The sequence below is a fragment of the Streptosporangium sp. NPDC002544 genome (assembly GCF_040295965.1).
GTDB lineage: Bacteria > Actinomycetota > Actinomycetes > Streptosporangiales > Streptosporangiaceae > Streptosporangium.
In genome coordinates this window covers 117,255-133,510 of the sequence record NZ_JBEOWJ010000023.1, presented here as the reverse complement: position 1 = coordinate 133,510, position 16,256 = coordinate 117,255, and the positions used below count along the sequence as shown (strand labels likewise).

Annotated in this window: 15 protein-coding genes; 4 read left to right on the top strand and 11 right to left on the bottom strand. The window is 71.3% G+C overall.

The window, feature by feature from the left end; all coding sequences use genetic code 11:
- Window positions 1-240: 240 nt before the first annotated feature.
- From ABT061_RS30765 to ABT061_RS30755, 3 genes are read left to right on the top strand one after another with little or no spacing between them, the layout of a single operon-like run.
- Window positions 241-1,218 carry an AAA family ATPase gene (locus ABT061_RS30765; RefSeq protein ID WP_350924511.1) on the top strand — a complete coding sequence of 326 codons (978 nt, stop codon included), beginning with the start codon at window positions 241-243 and terminating at the stop codon, window positions 1,216-1,218.
- Window positions 1,215-2,471, top strand: coding sequence for a DUF58 domain-containing protein (locus ABT061_RS30760; RefSeq protein WP_350924509.1), 1,257 nt, complete (start codon window positions 1,215-1,217; stop codon window positions 2,469-2,471). The genes ABT061_RS30765 and ABT061_RS30760 overlap by 4 nt, the downstream gene beginning before the upstream one ends.
- Window positions 2,468-4,882: a transglutaminase TgpA family protein gene (locus ABT061_RS30755; protein ID WP_350924507.1), complete on the top strand. Its 2,415-nt coding sequence runs from the start codon at window positions 2,468-2,470 to the stop codon at window positions 4,880-4,882. Before ABT061_RS30760 ends, ABT061_RS30755 begins: the two co-directional genes overlap by 4 nt.
- A 120-nt stretch (window positions 4,883-5,002) precedes the next feature.
- On the opposite strand, the gene ABT061_RS30750 is transcribed toward ABT061_RS30755, so the two are convergent.
- The 7 genes from ABT061_RS30750 to ABT061_RS30720 all read right to left on the bottom strand — a co-directional run bounded on the left by ABT061_RS30750 (window position 5,003) and on the right by ABT061_RS30720 (window position 11,100).
- Window positions 5,003-5,404, bottom strand: a complete 402-nt coding sequence (locus ABT061_RS30750; protein WP_030909878.1) for an SCO2097 family morphological protein — start codon at window positions 5,402-5,404, stop codon at window positions 5,003-5,005.
- A 147-nt stretch (window positions 5,405-5,551) separates the two neighbouring features.
- Window positions 5,552-6,772, bottom strand: coding sequence for a DNA polymerase IV (gene dinB / locus ABT061_RS30745; RefSeq protein WP_350924582.1), 1,221 nt, complete (start codon window positions 6,770-6,772; stop codon window positions 5,552-5,554).
- Window positions 6,773-6,827: 55 nt separating this feature from the next.
- Complete coding sequence (locus tag ABT061_RS30740) at window positions 6,828-7,586, bottom strand: class I SAM-dependent methyltransferase (RefSeq protein ID WP_350924505.1); 759 nt, start codon at window positions 7,584-7,586, stop codon at window positions 6,828-6,830.
- Between the two features lie 285 nt (window positions 7,587-7,871).
- Window positions 7,872-8,282, bottom strand: coding sequence for a transcription antitermination factor NusB (gene nusB / locus ABT061_RS30735; RefSeq protein ID WP_350924503.1), 411 nt, complete (start codon window positions 8,280-8,282; stop codon window positions 7,872-7,874).
- Window positions 8,282-8,842 carry an elongation factor P gene (gene efp / locus ABT061_RS30730; RefSeq protein WP_343979490.1) on the bottom strand — a complete coding sequence of 187 codons (561 nt, stop codon included), beginning with the start codon at window positions 8,840-8,842 and terminating at the stop codon, window positions 8,282-8,284. The genes nusB and efp overlap by 1 nt, the downstream gene beginning before the upstream one ends.
- Window positions 8,843-8,868: 26 nt before the next feature.
- On the bottom strand, window positions 8,869-9,936 hold the full coding sequence (locus ABT061_RS30725; protein ID WP_350924501.1) for a M24 family metallopeptidase: 1,068 nt from the start codon (window positions 9,934-9,936) through the stop codon (window positions 8,869-8,871).
- A gap of 123 nt (window positions 9,937-10,059) precedes the next feature.
- On the bottom strand, window positions 10,060-11,100 hold the full coding sequence (locus ABT061_RS30720; RefSeq protein ID WP_350924499.1) for an LLM class F420-dependent oxidoreductase: 1,041 nt from the start codon (window positions 11,098-11,100) through the stop codon (window positions 10,060-10,062).
- Between the two features lie 160 nt (window positions 11,101-11,260).
- Between ABT061_RS30720 and ABT061_RS30715 the strand changes: the two genes are divergently transcribed.
- Entirely contained in the window at window positions 11,261-12,166 is a 906-nt protein-coding gene (locus tag ABT061_RS30715; RefSeq protein WP_350924497.1) for an endonuclease/exonuclease/phosphatase family protein, read from the top strand.
- Window positions 12,167-12,357: 191 nt separating this feature from the next.
- Here ABT061_RS30715 and ABT061_RS30710 read toward each other — a convergent pair whose 3' ends face one another.
- Genes ABT061_RS30710 through ABT061_RS30695 form a run of 4 tightly spaced genes read right to left on the bottom strand, consistent with a single transcriptional unit; the run spans window position 12,358 to window position 16,195 of the window.
- A complete protein-coding gene (locus tag ABT061_RS30710; RefSeq protein WP_350924495.1) occupies window positions 12,358-12,987 on the bottom strand; it encodes a nucleotidyltransferase family protein in 630 nt (209 codons plus the stop codon).
- Complete coding sequence (locus ABT061_RS30705; protein WP_350924493.1) at window positions 12,984-14,144, bottom strand: XdhC family protein; 1,161 nt, start codon at window positions 14,142-14,144, stop codon at window positions 12,984-12,986. The genes ABT061_RS30710 and ABT061_RS30705 overlap by 4 nt, the downstream gene beginning before the upstream one ends.
- A complete protein-coding gene (locus ABT061_RS30700) occupies window positions 14,137-15,345 on the bottom strand; it encodes a vWA domain-containing protein (RefSeq protein WP_350924491.1) in 1,209 nt (402 codons plus the stop codon). Before ABT061_RS30700 ends, ABT061_RS30705 begins: the two co-directional genes overlap by 8 nt.
- Window positions 15,329-16,195: an AAA family ATPase gene (locus ABT061_RS30695; protein ID WP_350924489.1), complete on the bottom strand. Its 867-nt coding sequence runs from the start codon at window positions 16,193-16,195 to the stop codon at window positions 15,329-15,331. Before ABT061_RS30695 ends, ABT061_RS30700 begins: the two co-directional genes overlap by 17 nt.
- Window positions 16,196-16,256: the final 61 nt, after the last annotated feature.

Genomic DNA, 16,256 nt, shown 5'->3' with positions numbered 1-16,256 from the left:
GAATGATGGAAGGTGAAACAGCACCATGCCCGTCACAGGATCGGCACGTCACTCGCACAGGAACGCGACGATCATGGCGCACACTGTGGCTGATCACCCGAAATCATCCTTGATGACCGCATAAGGTCGCCGTTGGAACGCGCGGCGCCGTAGGGTCGTAAACAGAATGAGTAACGGGATCGCAAAGATTCCGCAACGGCAACCCCCGGCGCACAACCGCCGCATCCTCATGGAGGCCTGGTGGCAGTAACTCATGACGTCTCACCTCAGCTCGATGATCTTGTTGTCACCGCGCACCGGATCCGCCAGTCGATCGAATCGGTGATCGAAGGCAAAAGTGACGTCATCCGCCTGACCTTGACCGTACTACTCGCCGAGGGCCACCTGCTCATCGAGGATGTGCCCGGAGTCGGCAAGACCATGCTCGCCAAGGCATTGGCGCGCTCCATCGACTGCCCGGTGCGCCGCGTGCAGTTCACCCCCGACCTGTTGCCGAGCGACATCACCGGGGTGAGCGCCTACAACCAGCAGACCAGGGAGTTCGAGTTCAAGCCGGGCCCGGTCTTCGCCAACATCGTGGTGGGCGACGAGATCAACCGTGCCTCCCCGAAGACCCAGTCGGCGCTGCTGGAGTGCATGGAGGAGCAGCAGGTCACGGTCGACGGGGCGACCTACCGGCTGGACTCCCCCTTCATGGTGATCGCGACACAGAACCCGATCGAGATGGAGGGCACCTACCCCCTGCCCGAGGCTCAGCGCGACCGGTTCACCGCCAGGATCGCGATGGGCTACCCGGCCCCCTCCGCGGAGCTGGAGATGCTCGACGTGCACGGCGCCGCCTCCCCGCTGGACAAGCTGGAGCCGGTGGCCACCACCGAAGAGGTGCGGGCGCTGATCGAGGCGGTGCGCGGGGTCTACGTCTCCCAGCCGATCAAGAAGTACGCGATCGACCTGGTGACCGCCACCCGCCAGTCCCCCGACCTGAGGCTGGGCGCCTCTCCTCGCTCGACCCTGCAACTGGTCAGGGCCTCGCGGGCGCACGCGGCGCTCGCCGGCCGCGACTACGTCATTCCCGACGACCTGCAGGAGCTGTCCATCCCCGTGCTGGCGCACCGGCTGCTGCCCAGCATCGAGGCTCAGGGGCAGCGCCGCCCGCCCGAGCAGGTGATCGCCGACCTGGTCCGCCGGGTTCCCGTTCCCGAGGCCCAGGCCCGGTGACCTCCGGCCTCAAGGCGCTCACCGCCCGCGGCCGGTCCTTCATCGCGTCCGGCGTCGCGGCGCTGCTGTGCGCCTTCCTCCTCGGCGAGCACGACCTGCTCAGGATCGGCGTGCTGATCGTCTCGCTGCCACTGCTGGCGGCCATGGTGGTCGCCCGCACCCGCTACCGGCTGAGCTGCGCGCGGCGTCTGGATCCGCCCAGGGCCGAGGTGGGCAGCGAGGCCACCGTGACGCTGCGGCTGGAGAACGTCACCCGGCTGCCGACCGGTCTGCTGATGGTCGAGGACACCGTTCCCTACGCCCTCGGCGCCCGGCCCAGGTTCGTGCTGGACCGGGTGGAGCCGCAGGGTATCCGGGAGATCGACTACCGGGTCCGCTCCGACCTGCGCGGCCGCTTCACCATCGGCCCGCTCTCCATCCGGATCAGCGATCCCTTCGGCCTGGTCGAGCTGACCAGGTCGTTCACCATCAGCGACACGCTGATGGTGACGCCCCAGGTGGTGGCGCTGCCCCACGTCCGTCTGGTCGGCGAGTGGACGGGCGGCGGTGACAGCCGTACCAGAAGCGTCGCGGCGGCGGGGGACGACGACGTCGCCCCGCGCGAGTACCGGCAGGGCGACGACCTGCGGCGGGTGCACTGGCGCTCGACCGCCAGGCACGGCGAGCTGATGGTCCGGCGCGAGGAGCAGCAGTGGCAGAGCAGAGGCGCGCTGCTGCTGGACACCCGGCGATACGCCCACCGGGGTGAGGGCCCGCGCTCGTCGTTCGAGACCGCGGTCTCGGCCGCCGCCTCCATCGGCGTGCACCTGGCCCATGAGGGTCTCGGCCTGCGCCTGGTCACCGACCAGGGGGCCGAGCACCTCACCGACAGCGGGCTGAGCCTGTCGCTGCTGGACACCCTGGCCGTGGTACGGGCCAGCCCGGCACGGTCGCTGGAGTACGGCGTCGGCGCGCTGCGCCAGGGCGGCGGCGACGGGCTGATCGTGGCCGTGCTCGGCAAGATGGACCTCGACCAGGCCCAGGAGCTGGCCAGGGTCAGGCACGGCAACATGACCGGCGTGGCCGTGATGCTGGACGTGGCGGGATGGGAGCATCCCGAACTCGGCGAGAACGAGGACTTCCAGGCGGCGCGGGCGGTGTTGACGGGGACGGGCTGGCGCGTCGTGCGACTGGCCGCCGGCGCCTCCGTCGCGAGCGTGTGGCAGGACGCCGCGCAGCGCGGGCGATCCTTGGCGAGCAGGGGCAACGCATGAGACTTCCCATCGCGTCGGGCGTGGCCACGGGAGCGGTCGCGATCGCGCTCTATCCCCTCTTCCAGGGCGGCGCCTGGTTCTGGACCAGCCTCGGCGCGATCCTGGTCGTGACCGGGATCGGCGTGCTGGCCGGCCACTACAGGCTGCCCGGCTGGCTGGTGCCGCCCGCCCAGGTGCTCACGGTCTGGATCTACCTGACCGCGGTGTTCGCCGGCGACGAGGCATGGGCGAGGGTGGTGCCCACGAAGGAGTCGGTCCTGGCACTGGCCGAGCTGCTGGCGACGGGCTTCGCCGACATCCAGCGGTTCGCCGCCCCCGTGCCGGACAGCGACGGAATCGTCCTGCTCACCTGCGGCGGCGTCGGCCTGATCGCGATCACCGTCGACCTGCTGGCCGCGCGGCTGCGCAGGGCGGCCCTCACCGGGCTGCCGCTGCTGGCGCTGTTCACCGTCCCGGCGGCGGTGGTCGCCGAGCCGATCAGCTGGCCGGCGTTCATCGTCGGTGCCCTGGGCTATCTCGGCGTGCTCGTCGCCGACGGACGGGAGCGGGTCAGCCACTGGGGCCGGGCGGTGCTGGTGCGCCGGACGTCCTCCTTCACCGTCACGCGGCCCTCCTCCGATGCCGGGACGCTACGGCTGTCCGGCAGGCGCATCGGTTTCACCGCGATCGTGCTGGCCGTCCTGCTGCCCTTGCTGCTCCCTCCGCTGGAGCCCAACCCGCTGTTCTCGTTCGGGGTGGGCAACGGCAAGGGTGGCGGCAACTCGGTCAGCATCCCGAACCCCATCGTCAACCTGCGCGGCCAGCTGTCGCTGCCGGAGAACTCCACGGTGCTGACCTACACGGCCAGCGACGGTGCGGCGCGCTACCTGCGGATGTACTCCCTCGACGTCTTCGACGGCGAGCAGTGGACGATGTCGGAGCCCAGGGGCCGCCCCGAGGACCGGACCTCCGACTCACCCATGCCACCGCCCCCCGGCCAGGGCGTGGACGTGCCCGTCACGACGGCGACCCTCGACATCACGGTGAGCGAGCAGGTCAGGAGGCTGAGCTTCCTGCCACTGCCCTACCCCGCGTCCAGGGTCACGGTGGAGGGCGACTGGCGGCCCGACCGCGACACGCTCATGGTCTTCTCCACCAGGAACACCGCCGAGGGCCTGACCTACCAGGTGGTCACCGCCGAGCCCGAGCCCACGGCGGAGAAGCTCAGGGCCGCGGATCCGGCGGCCCCGGCGATCAAGGAACGGTACCTGGCACTGCCGGAGAGCCTTCCCGAGGAGATCAGGGAACTGGCCACCCGGGTGACCAAGCGCGACTCCAGCCAGTACGAGCAGGCGATCCAGCTGCAGGAGTTCTTCACGAAAAAGGGCGGGTTCACCTACGACCTGTCCACTCAGGGGCACGACGGCCCGGCGCTGACGGAGTTCCTGATCCGCAACAGGACCGGCTACTGCGAGCAGTTCGCCGCCTCCATGGCGGTGCTGGCGCGCGTCCTGGGCATCCCCTCCCGGGTCGCCATCGGCTACACCGGAGGCGGCAACCTGTCCGGACAGTGGCAGGTGCGCACCCACGACTCGCACGCCTGGCCCGAGCTGTACTTCGAGGGCACCGGATGGCTCCGTTTCGAACCCACACCGACGGGCGGGGCGGGCCAGGGCAGCGCGACGGTGCCCTCCTACACCCGGCCCGAGGTGACGTCGGCCACCCCCGACGAGCCGATCACGGCCCCGTCGGCGGACCCCGGCGACTCCGACCCCACCGGCGGGGCGGCGGCCGGCCGCCGTGACCGGACACTCGACCTCGACTCCGGCGGCCTGCCGATCGCACTGGACGAGGGCATGCCGCCGGCCGCGCGAATCGGCATCGGAGTCGTGATCGCGCTGCTGGTCGCGCTGATTCCGGCGATGATCCGCTGGCAGCTGCGGGCCCGCCGCGGCAGGTACCACACCCGGCAGGTCAGGGATCCCGACGGCGAGGATCCGAGCGACGCCACGGCACTCAGGATCATGCGGCGGGAGTCGGCGGTGCGGGCGTCCTGGGCCGAACTCGATGACGCTCTGTGCGACTACGGAATGTCACGGCAGCCGAGTGAGAGCCCGCGCGCGCTGGCCAGGCGGCTGACGGAGCAGTACGGGTTCGAACCGGAGGCCGCCGCCGCGCTGGGGAGGATCACCTCGGCGGTGGAGCGGACGCTCTACGCCAGGACCCCGGGTGAGACCGGCACGCTCCGTGCGGACCTGCGAAGTGTGCGGCGGGCGCTGGCCGCCACCGTGACCCGTGGCAGGCGGATCAGGGCTGTGCTGCTGCCGCCCTCCACGCTCCTGCGGATGCGGGGGCTCGGCGGGCGGGTGCTGGACGGCTTCGACCGGCTGGAGAACATCCGGCTCCGCAGGCCGGCCGGGAAGGGCGCCTGAGCAGGGCGGATCGACCGGATGGCAGGGGCCGCTTCCAGTCGGGAGCGGCCCTCGTCGTCAGGGGGGCGTCAGGGGGGCGGGGAGGAGATCCGCCGCCGCGAACGGCGGCGAGCCCGGCGGCTAGTGCTCGTCGTTACGACGGCGCCAGCGCTCCTCCATGCGTTCCATGAAGCTCTGGCGGGAGCCACTGCGGCGTCCCCCCTTGCCTCGCGGCTGATCGGACGGTACGGCCGCGCCGGCCTCACCGAACCCGTTCATCCGCTTCCAGCTGGACAGACCCCACAGACACGCGGCGAGCATGACCACGAAACCGCCGACGCCGAGCGGGATGTTGATGATCACAACGCCGACCATCAGCAGGACGACACCCAGGATGAAGCCGATGGAGGCCTTCACCAGGCGGCGCCTGTAGTGGCTGCGCGGATCACTGATCCTGACGGTATTGGCCCACTTCGGGTCCTCGGCGTAGAGTGCCTGCTCGATCTGGTCGAGCAAGCGCTGCTCGTGCTCAGAGAGCGGCACGGCGCCTCCCAAGGACAGCCCCAGGACGGGGAAGACGGTGACGGACGACACGGGGTGTCCGAACCTCGCGGTCGGTTATCCCCAGAATACGAGGCTGTAGACGTAGACGAAAGAAAACGTCCAACGTAGTCCAAACCGGAGGCCGCGTCATGGATCTATTCCATCAAACGGCGGGCGAACAAGGGAGGCCGGGAGCACCGCATTGTGACCGAATCTGCGGGCGGCCCTGTCCATCGCCTGCTCGGCTTCCCGCCAGCCCGTCTCACGCTCTCCGAGGCCGAGCTGCCTGCTCGCCCCGTCGGCCGGGCTGAGGTTCTCCACCCGGACTCCGACCAGCCTCAGCTGGACGTTCTCCAGACCGGAGGCGGTGTAGAGGGCGCAGGCGACGTCGTACAGGATCTTGGCCACGTCTGTGGGCTCGCGCAGGCTCCGGGAGCGGGACAGGGTGGTGAAGTCGGCGCGGCGGAGCTTGACGCTGACCGTGCGGCCGACGCTGCCCCCCTGCCTGAGTCTGGCCGCGACCCGCTCGGAGAGCCGGAGAAGCTCCCTGCGGATCTCCACGGGGTCTGCGATGTCTGTGGCGAATGTCTCTTCCGCGCCGATGCTCTTGTCGGGAACGTGCGGGGTCACGGGGCGCTCGTCACGCCCCCAGGCGAGCGCCGCGAGGTGCTCGCCCGCCGCCTGCCCCAGCTCGCGCCGGAGCGTGTCCACCGGGACCCTGGCGAGATCGCCGACCGTCTTGATGCCGAGCCGGGCCAGTGACCGCTCGGTGCGCTCCCCGACACCCCACAGCGCCGCCACCGGGAGCGGGTGCAGGAAGTCGACCACCCTGTCGGCGGGAACCACGAACAGTCCGTCCGGCTTGCAGTGGCGCGAGGCGAGCTTTGCCACGAACTTACTGTTGGCGACTCCCACGGAGCAGGTGACGCCCTGCTCGCGCACGACCTGTGCACGGATCATCCGGGCGATCTCCGCCGGAGGGCCGAGGCGCTTGCGTGCCCCGCCGACGTCCAGGAACGCCTCATCGGAGGCTATCGGCTCGACCTCGGGGGTGAAGGTTTGGAAGATCTCCATGACACGCCGGGAGACCTCCGCGTACTTGCCGCGGCTCGGCGGGATGATCACCGCGTGAGGGCAGAGCCGTCGGGCCCGGGTCATGGGCATGGCCGAGTGCACCCCGAACCTCCGGGCCTCGTAGGTGGCGCTGAGCACCACCCCGCGCGCGCCGGGCGCGCCGATGATGACGGGGGTTCCGCGGAGCTCGGGGCGCTCGCGCAGCTCGACACCCGCGTAGAAGGCGTCCATGTCGACATGGAGGATCGGGCAGCCGGTGTCGTCCGTCCCCAGATCCGATTCCGGACGCGGCATCTGCTGCTTTCTCGACACGACGCCATTCTACGGGAACACGCGTTCGATGTGGTGCTCACCGGTGGCCAAGCACATGCAGTTGGGTCGCGATGTCACGGAGAACCGGGTGCGCCGCCGCCGCCTGCTCCAGGTCGACCAGGGCGCGTGCGGCTCCGGGTTCGCCGTCGAGCAGCCTGCTGGGCACCAGGTCGGCGAAGATCCGCACACCGTGCACCTCGCCGGGCGCGAAACCGGTCACGGCGAGAAGCCGCTCCAGTGCCTCACGGGTGAAGCGCCTGGGAGTGGGGTCGCGGTCGCCCCAGCGACCCTCGGGGTCGTCCAGGACCTGGCGGGCCTCGTCGAAGCGTCCGGCGAAGGCCCGATGCAGCGCGGCGGCGAGCGGGTTCGCCGCGAGCACGCTGATCACGCCGCCCTCGCGCAGCAGGCCGGCCATGGCCGTCACCGCGCCGACCGGATCCTCCACGTACTCCAGCACGCTGTGGCAGAGCACCAGGTCGGTGCCACCGCTCGGGAGCAGCTCCCCCAGGTCCGCGGCGTCACCCTGCAGGGCGCGCACCTCCACCCCCGCCTCCGCCGCGCGGCGCTCCAGCGCGGCGAGCGAGTCGGGGCTGGGGTCGACGACCGTCACGGCGTGGCCCAGGTCGGCCAGGGGAACGGCGAAACCACCCGTGCCGCCCCCGGCGTCGACGATGTCGAGCCGGTCACGGCCCGTCGCGGCCACCCGCTCGGCCAGCACGGCGCTCAGGACGTCCCACACGACCGCGGTGCGGACCGCCGGGGTGCCTGCGTGCCGTGAGATGCCTACGGCGTGCAACTTCAGATCGCCTCCTCATACGTGACGAGCCCAGCCTACGCCGCGCGTCCCCCGGCGCGGCCCAAGGACTATCCATACTCGTAATTGATCGAGTCTTTTTCCCCGTGCGGACGGGTCCGGCCGGCGTGCCCGGGGGAAGGCGGTCGGATCCGCGGGAAAGGGGGGCGTCCGGGGGAGGTGCCGGATGAGTGCCCGTCCGGGCCGCGGGGGTGTGCGAGTGGATGAGGGGCCGTGGGGATGTGCGCCGAGGCGGGGAGACGGAGGTCGGCTCCCCGCGGGGCGCGGCTAGAGCGTCAGCGACGGCTTGAGCTGCTTGAACCTGGCCATCAGGCCGTTGACGAACTGTGGCGACTCGTCGGTCGACAGCTCGGAGGCCAGGCTGACCCACTCACTGATGACGACGCCCTCGGGGACGTCGGGCATCCACAGCAGCTCGTAGGTGCCGCCACGCAGAAGGTTGCGGTCGACTGCGGGCATGCGGTCGAGCGTCCAGCCGTCGGCGTAGGCGGTGATCAGCTCGTCGATGCGCGTCCGGTGCCTGCACACGCCTTCGACGATCGTCGCGGTGTATTCGTTCACGGGCGGCTCGGCCCGCTCCAGGCGCTCGGCGAGAACGCTGAGCGGGTCCTCGCTCCGTGCCTCCGCCTCGAAGAGGATGTCCAGCGCGCGCCTGCGCGCCTTACCCCGTGCCGACATCAGGCGCGGCCGAGATAATCGCCGGTGCGGGTGTCGACCTTGACCTTCTCGCCGGTGGTGATGAACAGCGGCACCTTGATCTCGGCACCGGTCTCCAGCTTGGCGGGCTTGGTGCCACCGGTGGAGCGGTCGCCCTGGAGGCCGGGCTCGGTCTCGGCGACGATCAGCTCGACGGCCGCGGGCAGGTCGACGTAGAGGACGTTGCCCTCGTTGATCGCCACGGTGGCCAGCATGTTCTCCAGCAGGTAGTTGGCCGAGTCGCCGACCGCGACCCTGGAGACATGGAGCATGTCGTAGGTCTCGGTGTCCATGAAGACGTAGTCGTCGCCGTCCATGTACGAGAACTGCATCTCGCGCTTGTCGACGTTGGCCACCTCGACCTTGACACCCGCGTTGAAGGTCTTGTCGACGACCTTGCCCGATAGCACGTTCTTGAGCTTGGTGCGGACGAACGCGCCGCCCTTGCCGGGCTTGACGTGCTGGAACTCCACGACAGCCCAGAGCTCACCGCCGTCGAGCTTGAGCACCAGGCCGTTCTTGAGGTCGTTCGTCGTCGCCACTAGTTCTCTCCTGCGTACGGCCGCTCTTAGAGGACGAGCAGCTCTTTGGTCGTCCGGGTGAGAAGTTCCGGCCCGCCATCACGCGCCACGAGCGTGTCCTCGATGCGGACACCGCCCCTGCCGGGAAGATATACCCCAGGTTCAACCGTGACCGGAACTCGGTCCTCTATTCTAGCGTGCTCGTGGTCAGGCTCTGGCTTTCGCGGAGACAGGAACGGCATCTCGTGGATCTCCAGCCCGACTCCGTGGCCGAGACCGTGCTTGAAGAACTCCCCGTATCCCGCCTCGGCGATCAGGTCGCGGGCCGCGGCGTCCACCTCGTGGAGCGCCGCACCGGTCCGCACGGCCCGGCGGCCGGCCCGCTGGGAGGCGCGGACCAGGTCGTACAGCTCGCGCTGCCAGCCGGCGGGCTCGCCGATCGCCACGGTTCTGGTCATGTCGGCGTGGTAGCCCCGGTACAGCGCCCCGAAGTCCATGGTGACCAGGTCTCCGCGCTCCAGCGGCCGGTCCGAGGGCGAGTGGTGCGGGATCGCGCCGTTGGGCCCGCTCGCGACGATCGTGTCGAAGGCGAGCCCGTCCGCGCCCAGCTCGACCATCCGGCGCTCCAGCGCCCTGGCCACCTCCTTCTCGGTCAGCCCCGGACGCAGTTCGGGCAGGACCTCGGCGAAGGCCCGGTCCGTGAGCTCGCACGCGGTGCGGATGAGATCGATCTCGGCGTCGTCCTTGACCATGCGCACCGACTCCACCAGTTTCGACAGGCGGAGCCGGTCGCCGCCCAGCCGGAAGTAGGTGGCGACGGACATGTGGTCGGCCTCGATGCCCGTCCGGCCGCTCTCCGGCAGCAGCGCCCCGGCGACGTCGAGTTCCTCGACCACCTCGATGTCGGCGCACAGCCGCCGGGCGGCCCCGATGTAGCGGGAGTCGGTGGCCAGCGTGGCGCCCGCGTCGGCCCGGACCAGGACCGCCGCGTTGGAGCTGGCCAGGCCGGTCAGGTAGCGCACGTTCACGCCGCCGGTGACCAGGATCGCGTCCGCCTCGTGAGCGGGGAGAAGGGCCGCGAGGTTCTCACGGCGCCGTACGTGGATGACGGTCATGGCACGCATGCTATTGGCCGATTTGACCAATGTCGTCCCCTTGGCCCGATCTCGCCGGCCCCCTCCCGGAACCGGAACCCGCCGATCGCACGCCCACCGGCTCCCGGCCTCCCGCGCGGCGGGTCAGGAGGCGAGTTCCCTGACCTTCTCGATGAGCCGCAGGCGCTCTGCGTGGGTGCGTCCCAGCGGGGCGACGTTGATGGTCGTGACACCCGACTCGCGCATCGCCTGCAGCCGCTCCCTGACATGCCCCTCCGGGCCGATCAGCGACATCTTCTCCAGCATCTCCCGCGGAACGAGCGCGGCGGCCTCGTCCTTCTTTCCCTCCAGGTAGAGGTCCTGGATCTGCTCGGCCTCCTTCTCGTAGCCGTACCTGCGGGCGAGGTCGTTGTAGAAGTTCCTGCCCTTGGCCCCCATCCCGCCGATGTAGAGGGCGGCCATCGGGCGGCCCAGCTCCAGCCAGCCCGAGACGTCGTCGCCGATGGCCAGCGACGCCTGGGCGATCACGTCCAGCTCTCCCAGCGCCGGGTCCCGCTTGGCCCGGCCCGCCGCCAGGGAGGCCCCCCACACCTCGGCGGCCTTCTCCGGCATGTAGAAGATCGGCTCCCAGCCCTCGGCCAGCTCGGCGGCCAGCTCGACGTTCTTGGGGCCGATGGCGGCGATCACGACGGGGATGCGGTCACGGAGCGGGTGGTTGATGAGCTTCAGCGGCTTGCCGAGACCGGTCCCCTGGTCCGCGGGGAGCGGGACGGTGTAGTGCCTGCCCTCGTAGTTCAGGCGCTCACGCCGCCACACCTGGCGGCAGATCTCGATGACCTCGCGGGTGCGTCCGAGCGGGGCGTGGTACGGGACACCGTGGAAGCCCTCGATGACCTGCGGTCCCGAGGCCCCCAGGCCGAGGGTGAAGCGGCCGTCGGAGACGTAGTCCAGGCCCGCCGCGGTCATGGCCAGCAGAGCGGGGGTGCGGGAGTAGATCGGCAGGATGCCGGAGGCGATCTGCAGCCTCTCGGTCTTGGCCGCGATGTAGCCCAGCTGGCTGACCGCGTCGAAACTGTATGCCTCGGCGACGAAGACGATGTCGAGACCGGCCTTCTCGTAGTCGGCCAGTTCGGCCACCGTCTCCTTGAAGCCTCCCGAGTAGCTCAGGGCCATACCGATACGCATCGTGAGATCGTCCTTCCGCAGCGCCGACGAAACCGAATGTTGTTCCGTTGCCTTGGCTGTAAAGGCTATCGACTCACCGTCGAAGCACCAAGCCCCACCCGTCGGGCCGGTAGCCTACGCATTCCGGGGTAGGGGATCTTTGACGGCGACGAGGATGGGTGTGCTGAGGCGGTCGATCATCGTGGTGGCGGGAGCCCTGGCCCTGACTCTTGGAGGGCACCGGCTCCTGCCGGAACTGGGCGGGTTCACCCCCGTGCTGGAGAGCCTCCTTCCCTGGCTCGGCGTCGCGATACCCATCCTGCTGATCTGCGCGCTGGCCACCCGCTCATGGCAGGTGATCTTCGCGGCGCTGCTCCCGGCGATCGTCTGGGGCCTCATGTTCGGCCCGACGCTGCTGCGCAGCCCGCCCGGTGGCCCCAGCGACCTGTCGGTCGCCACGCTCAACGTGGGCGCGGCCAACGCCGACTCGGCCGAGGCCGTACGGTCGGTCTCCAAGGGCCGTGACCTGGTCGCGGTGCAGGAGCTGACCGCAGGAGGTCCGGCTGCGGAGATCCTCAGCGAACGCTTTCCCCATCACTACCGGATCGCCACGGTCGGCCTGTGGAGCCGGTTCCCGATCGTCGAGGCCCGCAAGGCCGACATCGGCCTCGACTGGGCGCGGGCGTTGCGAGCGGTGGTCGCCACCCCCAAGGGGAGACTGACCGTGTACGTCATGCACCTCGCCTCCGCCCGGCCGGGCCAGACCGCGCAGCGTGACGAGACCCTCGCCTACGCCCGCAGGATGATCGACAAGGACGACAGCACGCGCCTGCTGCTGCTCGGCGACCTCAACACCGCCACCACCGACCGCAAGCGCTCCGGCCTGGTGCCGCCGCTGTCGGACGCCCAGCAGGAGGCCGGTACGGGGTTCGGCTTCACCTGGCCCGCGGCCTTCCCCGTCACCCGTCCCGACCACATCCTCTACCGCGGCCTGACCGCCACCGGGGCGGGCGTCGAGCGGGCCGCGGGCAGCGACCACCGCGCCGCCTTCGCCTCGCTGCGCCTGACCTCCCAGAAACCGGACTGACCGGACTGACCAGCCGGGCCTGAGGGTCCGGAAGGCTCGGGTGGCTCGGGTGGCTCGGGTGGCTCGGGTGGCGAGGCAGGAACGGGCCCTTGGCTCCGGCGGGTCCGCCCAGGCGGGGCTCAGGGGGCTCGGACGGCGACTCGGGCGGCGACTCGGGCGGCGAGGCCGGAACGGGCGTGAAGCCGCCGGGCTCAGCCGGGCCGGGCGGCTCGGGCGGTGACGTCGGAGCGGGCCCGCAGCGCCGACAGGTCCGCCGGGGTGTCGATGTCGGCGGGGTCCGCCACGTCGTCGCAGGGGACCGCGACGACCAGTTCGGGATGGGCCTTCAGGAACGGACGTGCTCCGGCGTCGCCGGTCGCGAGCCGGGAGACCTCCGCGAAGTGCTCCCTGGCGATCAGCACCGGGTTCCGCCGCGCCCCGCCGTAGGTGGCGACGGCGACCGAGGCACCCCGCTCCGCGGCCCGGATGAGCCGCTGCACCGCCGCCGGGCCGACGAACGGCTGGTCCACCAGGCCGATCACCACGTGCTCGGCGGTGGCGGGGATCGCGTCCAGACCGGCCCTGAGCGAGGAGCCCATCCCCGAACTCCAGTCCGGGTTGTGGACGGTCACCGCCCCCGGCACCCGGACGGCGGCCGCCCCGAGCACCACGACCACGGGCCGGCAGCCCCCCTCCTGGAGCACCCTGACCCCCCGGTCCACCAGCCGCTCCCCGCCGAACTCCACCAGCGCCTTCGGCGTGCCGAGCCGCGAGCCGGACCCGGCGGCCAGCAGCAGCCCCGCGCTCACCGTTCCCGCCGGTTCCGCTCCGGCCGTACTCACTCGCCGGACCCGTCGCCGTGAACCGGGTCATCGCCGTGAACCGGGCCGTCGCCATGAACCGGGCCGTCGCCGTGGATCCGGCCGGAACCGTCGGTCAGCGGCCTGCCCGAGCCGCCCCAGCGCAGCTGGATCAGCTCGGCGGCGATGGAGACCGCGGTCTCCTCGGGGGTGCGCGCGCCCAGATCCAGGCCGATCGGCGAGCGGAGCCGCTTCAGCTCGGCCTCCCCCAGCCCCGCCCGCGCGAGCCTGGCCAGCCGGTCCTCGTGGGTACGGCGCGATCCCATGGCGCCGACGTAGCCCGCCGGGGTGCGCAGGGCCACCTCCAGCAGGGGGACGTCGAACTTGGGATCGTGGGTGAGCACGCAGATCGCGGTCCGCTCGTCCACGGTGACCGAGGTGAGGTAGTCGTGCGGCCACTTGACGATCACCTCGTCGGCCTCGGGGAAGCGCTTGGCCGTGGTGAAGACCGGCCGGGCGTCGCACACGACCACGTGATAACCGAGGAACTTGCCGATCCTGGCGACCGCGGCGGCGAAGTCGATCGCGCCGAAGACCAGCATCCGGGGCGGCGGTGCGAAGGACTGCACGAAGACCGACAACTCGTCGAGCCGCCGCTCCCCCCGGGCCCCGTACCTGCGGACGCCCGTCAGCCCCTGCGCCAGCATGCCCCGTACGTCGTCGTCCACCGCCTCGTTCAGCCGGTCCACCCCCAGGGAGCCCGAGGAGCGGTCCGGCCAGATCACCCGGCGGCTGCCCACCGCGCCCGGCCCGGACAGGATCGTCGCCACCGCCACCGGCTCGTGCCCGAGCACCGAGGCGGCGACCGACCCCAGCTCGGGGAAGGTCTTCTCAGAGACCGGCTCGACGAACACGTCCAGGATGCCGCCGCAGGTCAGGCCGACGGAGAAGGCGTCGTCGTCGCTCACCCCGTACCGCTGCAGGACGGGCCTGCCCGAGGAGACCACCTCCCGGGCCAGCTCGTAGACGGCCCCCTCGACGCAGCCACCCGAGACGCTGCCCTCCGCCTCGTCGCCGAGCACCGCCATGGACGCCCCCGGCGGCCGGGGGGCGCTGCGGAAGGTGTCGACCACGGTGGCCAGGCCGAACGTCTCCCCCGCCTCCCACCAGCGCAGGACCTGCGACAGAACATCACGCACGAGTGCCTCCCAGCAGCATTGCCAGCTCTTCGAAGGCGGCCAGGCTGTGCCCGGCCACGAAGTCGTCGATGTGCGGAAGGGCGGCCCGCATGCCGGCGGTGAGCGGCTGGTAGCCCTCCTGCCCCTTGTGCGGGTTCACCCAGATCACCCGGTGGGCGGTCCGCGACAGCCTGGCCATCTCCGCCCCCAGCAGCGAGACGTCGCCGCGCTCCCACCCGTCGGACGCGATCACCACCGTCGCGCCGGCCGCGTCGTTCAGCGCCAGGAGCCGCCGGAGTTCCGCACCCAGCCGGGTGCCGCCGCTCCAGTCGGGGATGGCGCGGGAGACGGCGTTCATCGCGGTGGCCGGGTCGCGGTGGCTCAGCTCGGCGGTGAGCCGCGTCAGCCGGGTGCCCGCGCTGAACACCTCGGTGGCCCCGGGCTCCGACCTGACCAGCGCGTGGGCCAGGCGGAGCAGCGTGTCCGCGTACGGGGTCATGGAGCCGCTGACGTCGACCAGCAGCACGACCCTGCGAGGTCTGGTCCGGTGCGCGCGGTAGCGGAGACCGGCGATCTCCCCGCCCCTGCGCAGGGTCTCGCGAATCGTCGCCCTGCCGTCCAGCCGCCCCCGGCGCGAGGGCCTGAAACGTCGCGACCGGCGCCGTTCCCGGCCCGCCCGCAGCAGGGCGAGCAGCCGGTGTACCTCGGCCAGCTCCGGTCCCGTCATCCTGGCCACGTCACGGGTACGCAGCACCTCCGTCGCGCTCGCGGTCGCCGCGAGCGCGGGGGAGTCACCGCTCTCCTCCCGATCGGGCCCCCTCTGCGGCAGCGCCGCGGTGTGCCGGGTGACGGTGATCACCGCCGGTCTCGCGCGGCCCGCGCGCCGCCCTTCGAAGTAGGCCGCGAAGACCCGGTCGTAGCGGGGCAGGTCGTCGGCCGAGGCGCACAGCGTGAGCCTGCCCGCCCAGTAGACGTCGGTGGGCTCCGCGGCGTCCAGGTGGGACAGGGCGCGGAGCAGGCCCTGGGTTCGCTCGTGATCGGCGGGCACCCCCGCGGCACGCAGGGTCCTGGCGAAACCGGTCATGACCGCGACCAGGTCCTCGCCGTTCCCGGCGGGAAGGGCGGCGCCGTCATCCGGGGCGGGCGGGCCTCCGGTGGCCCGATCCGCCGGGGCACCGGTCGCGCCGGCGGGGAAGCCGGGGCCGTCAGCGCCGGGCCACACCGAAGAATCCGTTCCCGAGCACGGTCTCGTGGTCCTCCCTGTGCTTGAGCAGGGCGCCCAGGGTGGCTGCCGCCACGTCGGGGTCGAGCTCGCGGGATCCGAGAGCCAGGAGTGCCTCGGTCCAGTCGAGGGTCTCGGCGATCCCCGGCGGCTTGATCAGATCGGCCTCGCGGAGCCGTCCCGTCGCGTGAGCGACCTGCTCGGCCAGGATCGCGGAACAGTCGGGGAGCCGCCTGCGCAGGATCGCCACCTCCCGCTCGAAGGAGGGGTGCTCCAGCCAGTGGTAGAGGCAGCGCCGTTTCAGGGCGTCGTGCACCTCGCGGGTGCGGTTGGAGGTCAGCACGACCACCGGCGGCCGCGCGGCGCGGACCGTGCCGAGCTCGGGGATGGAGATCGCGAAGTCCGAGAGCACCTCCAGCAGGATCGCCTCGAACTCCACGTCGGCGCGATCGACCTCGTCGATGAGCAGCACCGAGGGCTGGGTCTCGATCGCCTTCAGCAGCGGCCTGGCGATCAGGAACCTCCGATCGTAGACCTCCCCCTCCAGCCGGGCGGCGTCGGTGATCCCACCCGCCTCCGCCGCCTTCAGGTGCAGGAGCTGGCGGGCGAAGTCCCAGTCGTAGAGCGCCTGGGAGGCGTCCAGCCCCTCGTAGCACTGCAGGCGGATCAGCGGCGCCCCGAGCAGCGCGGCCAGGGTCCTGGCCAGCTCGGTCTTGCCGACGCCGGCCTCGCCTTCGAGGAGCAGCGGGCGCCCCATCCGCAGTGCGAGAAAGGCGGCCGTGGCGAGCCCGGTATCGGCCAGATACGACTGCTCGTCGAGCAGCTCCGCCAGCTGCGCGGGTGACTGCACGTTAGATGCCTCAATTGTCCGCCTGACCACCACCTCAGGTTACGCCCGGTGGTCGCGTTCT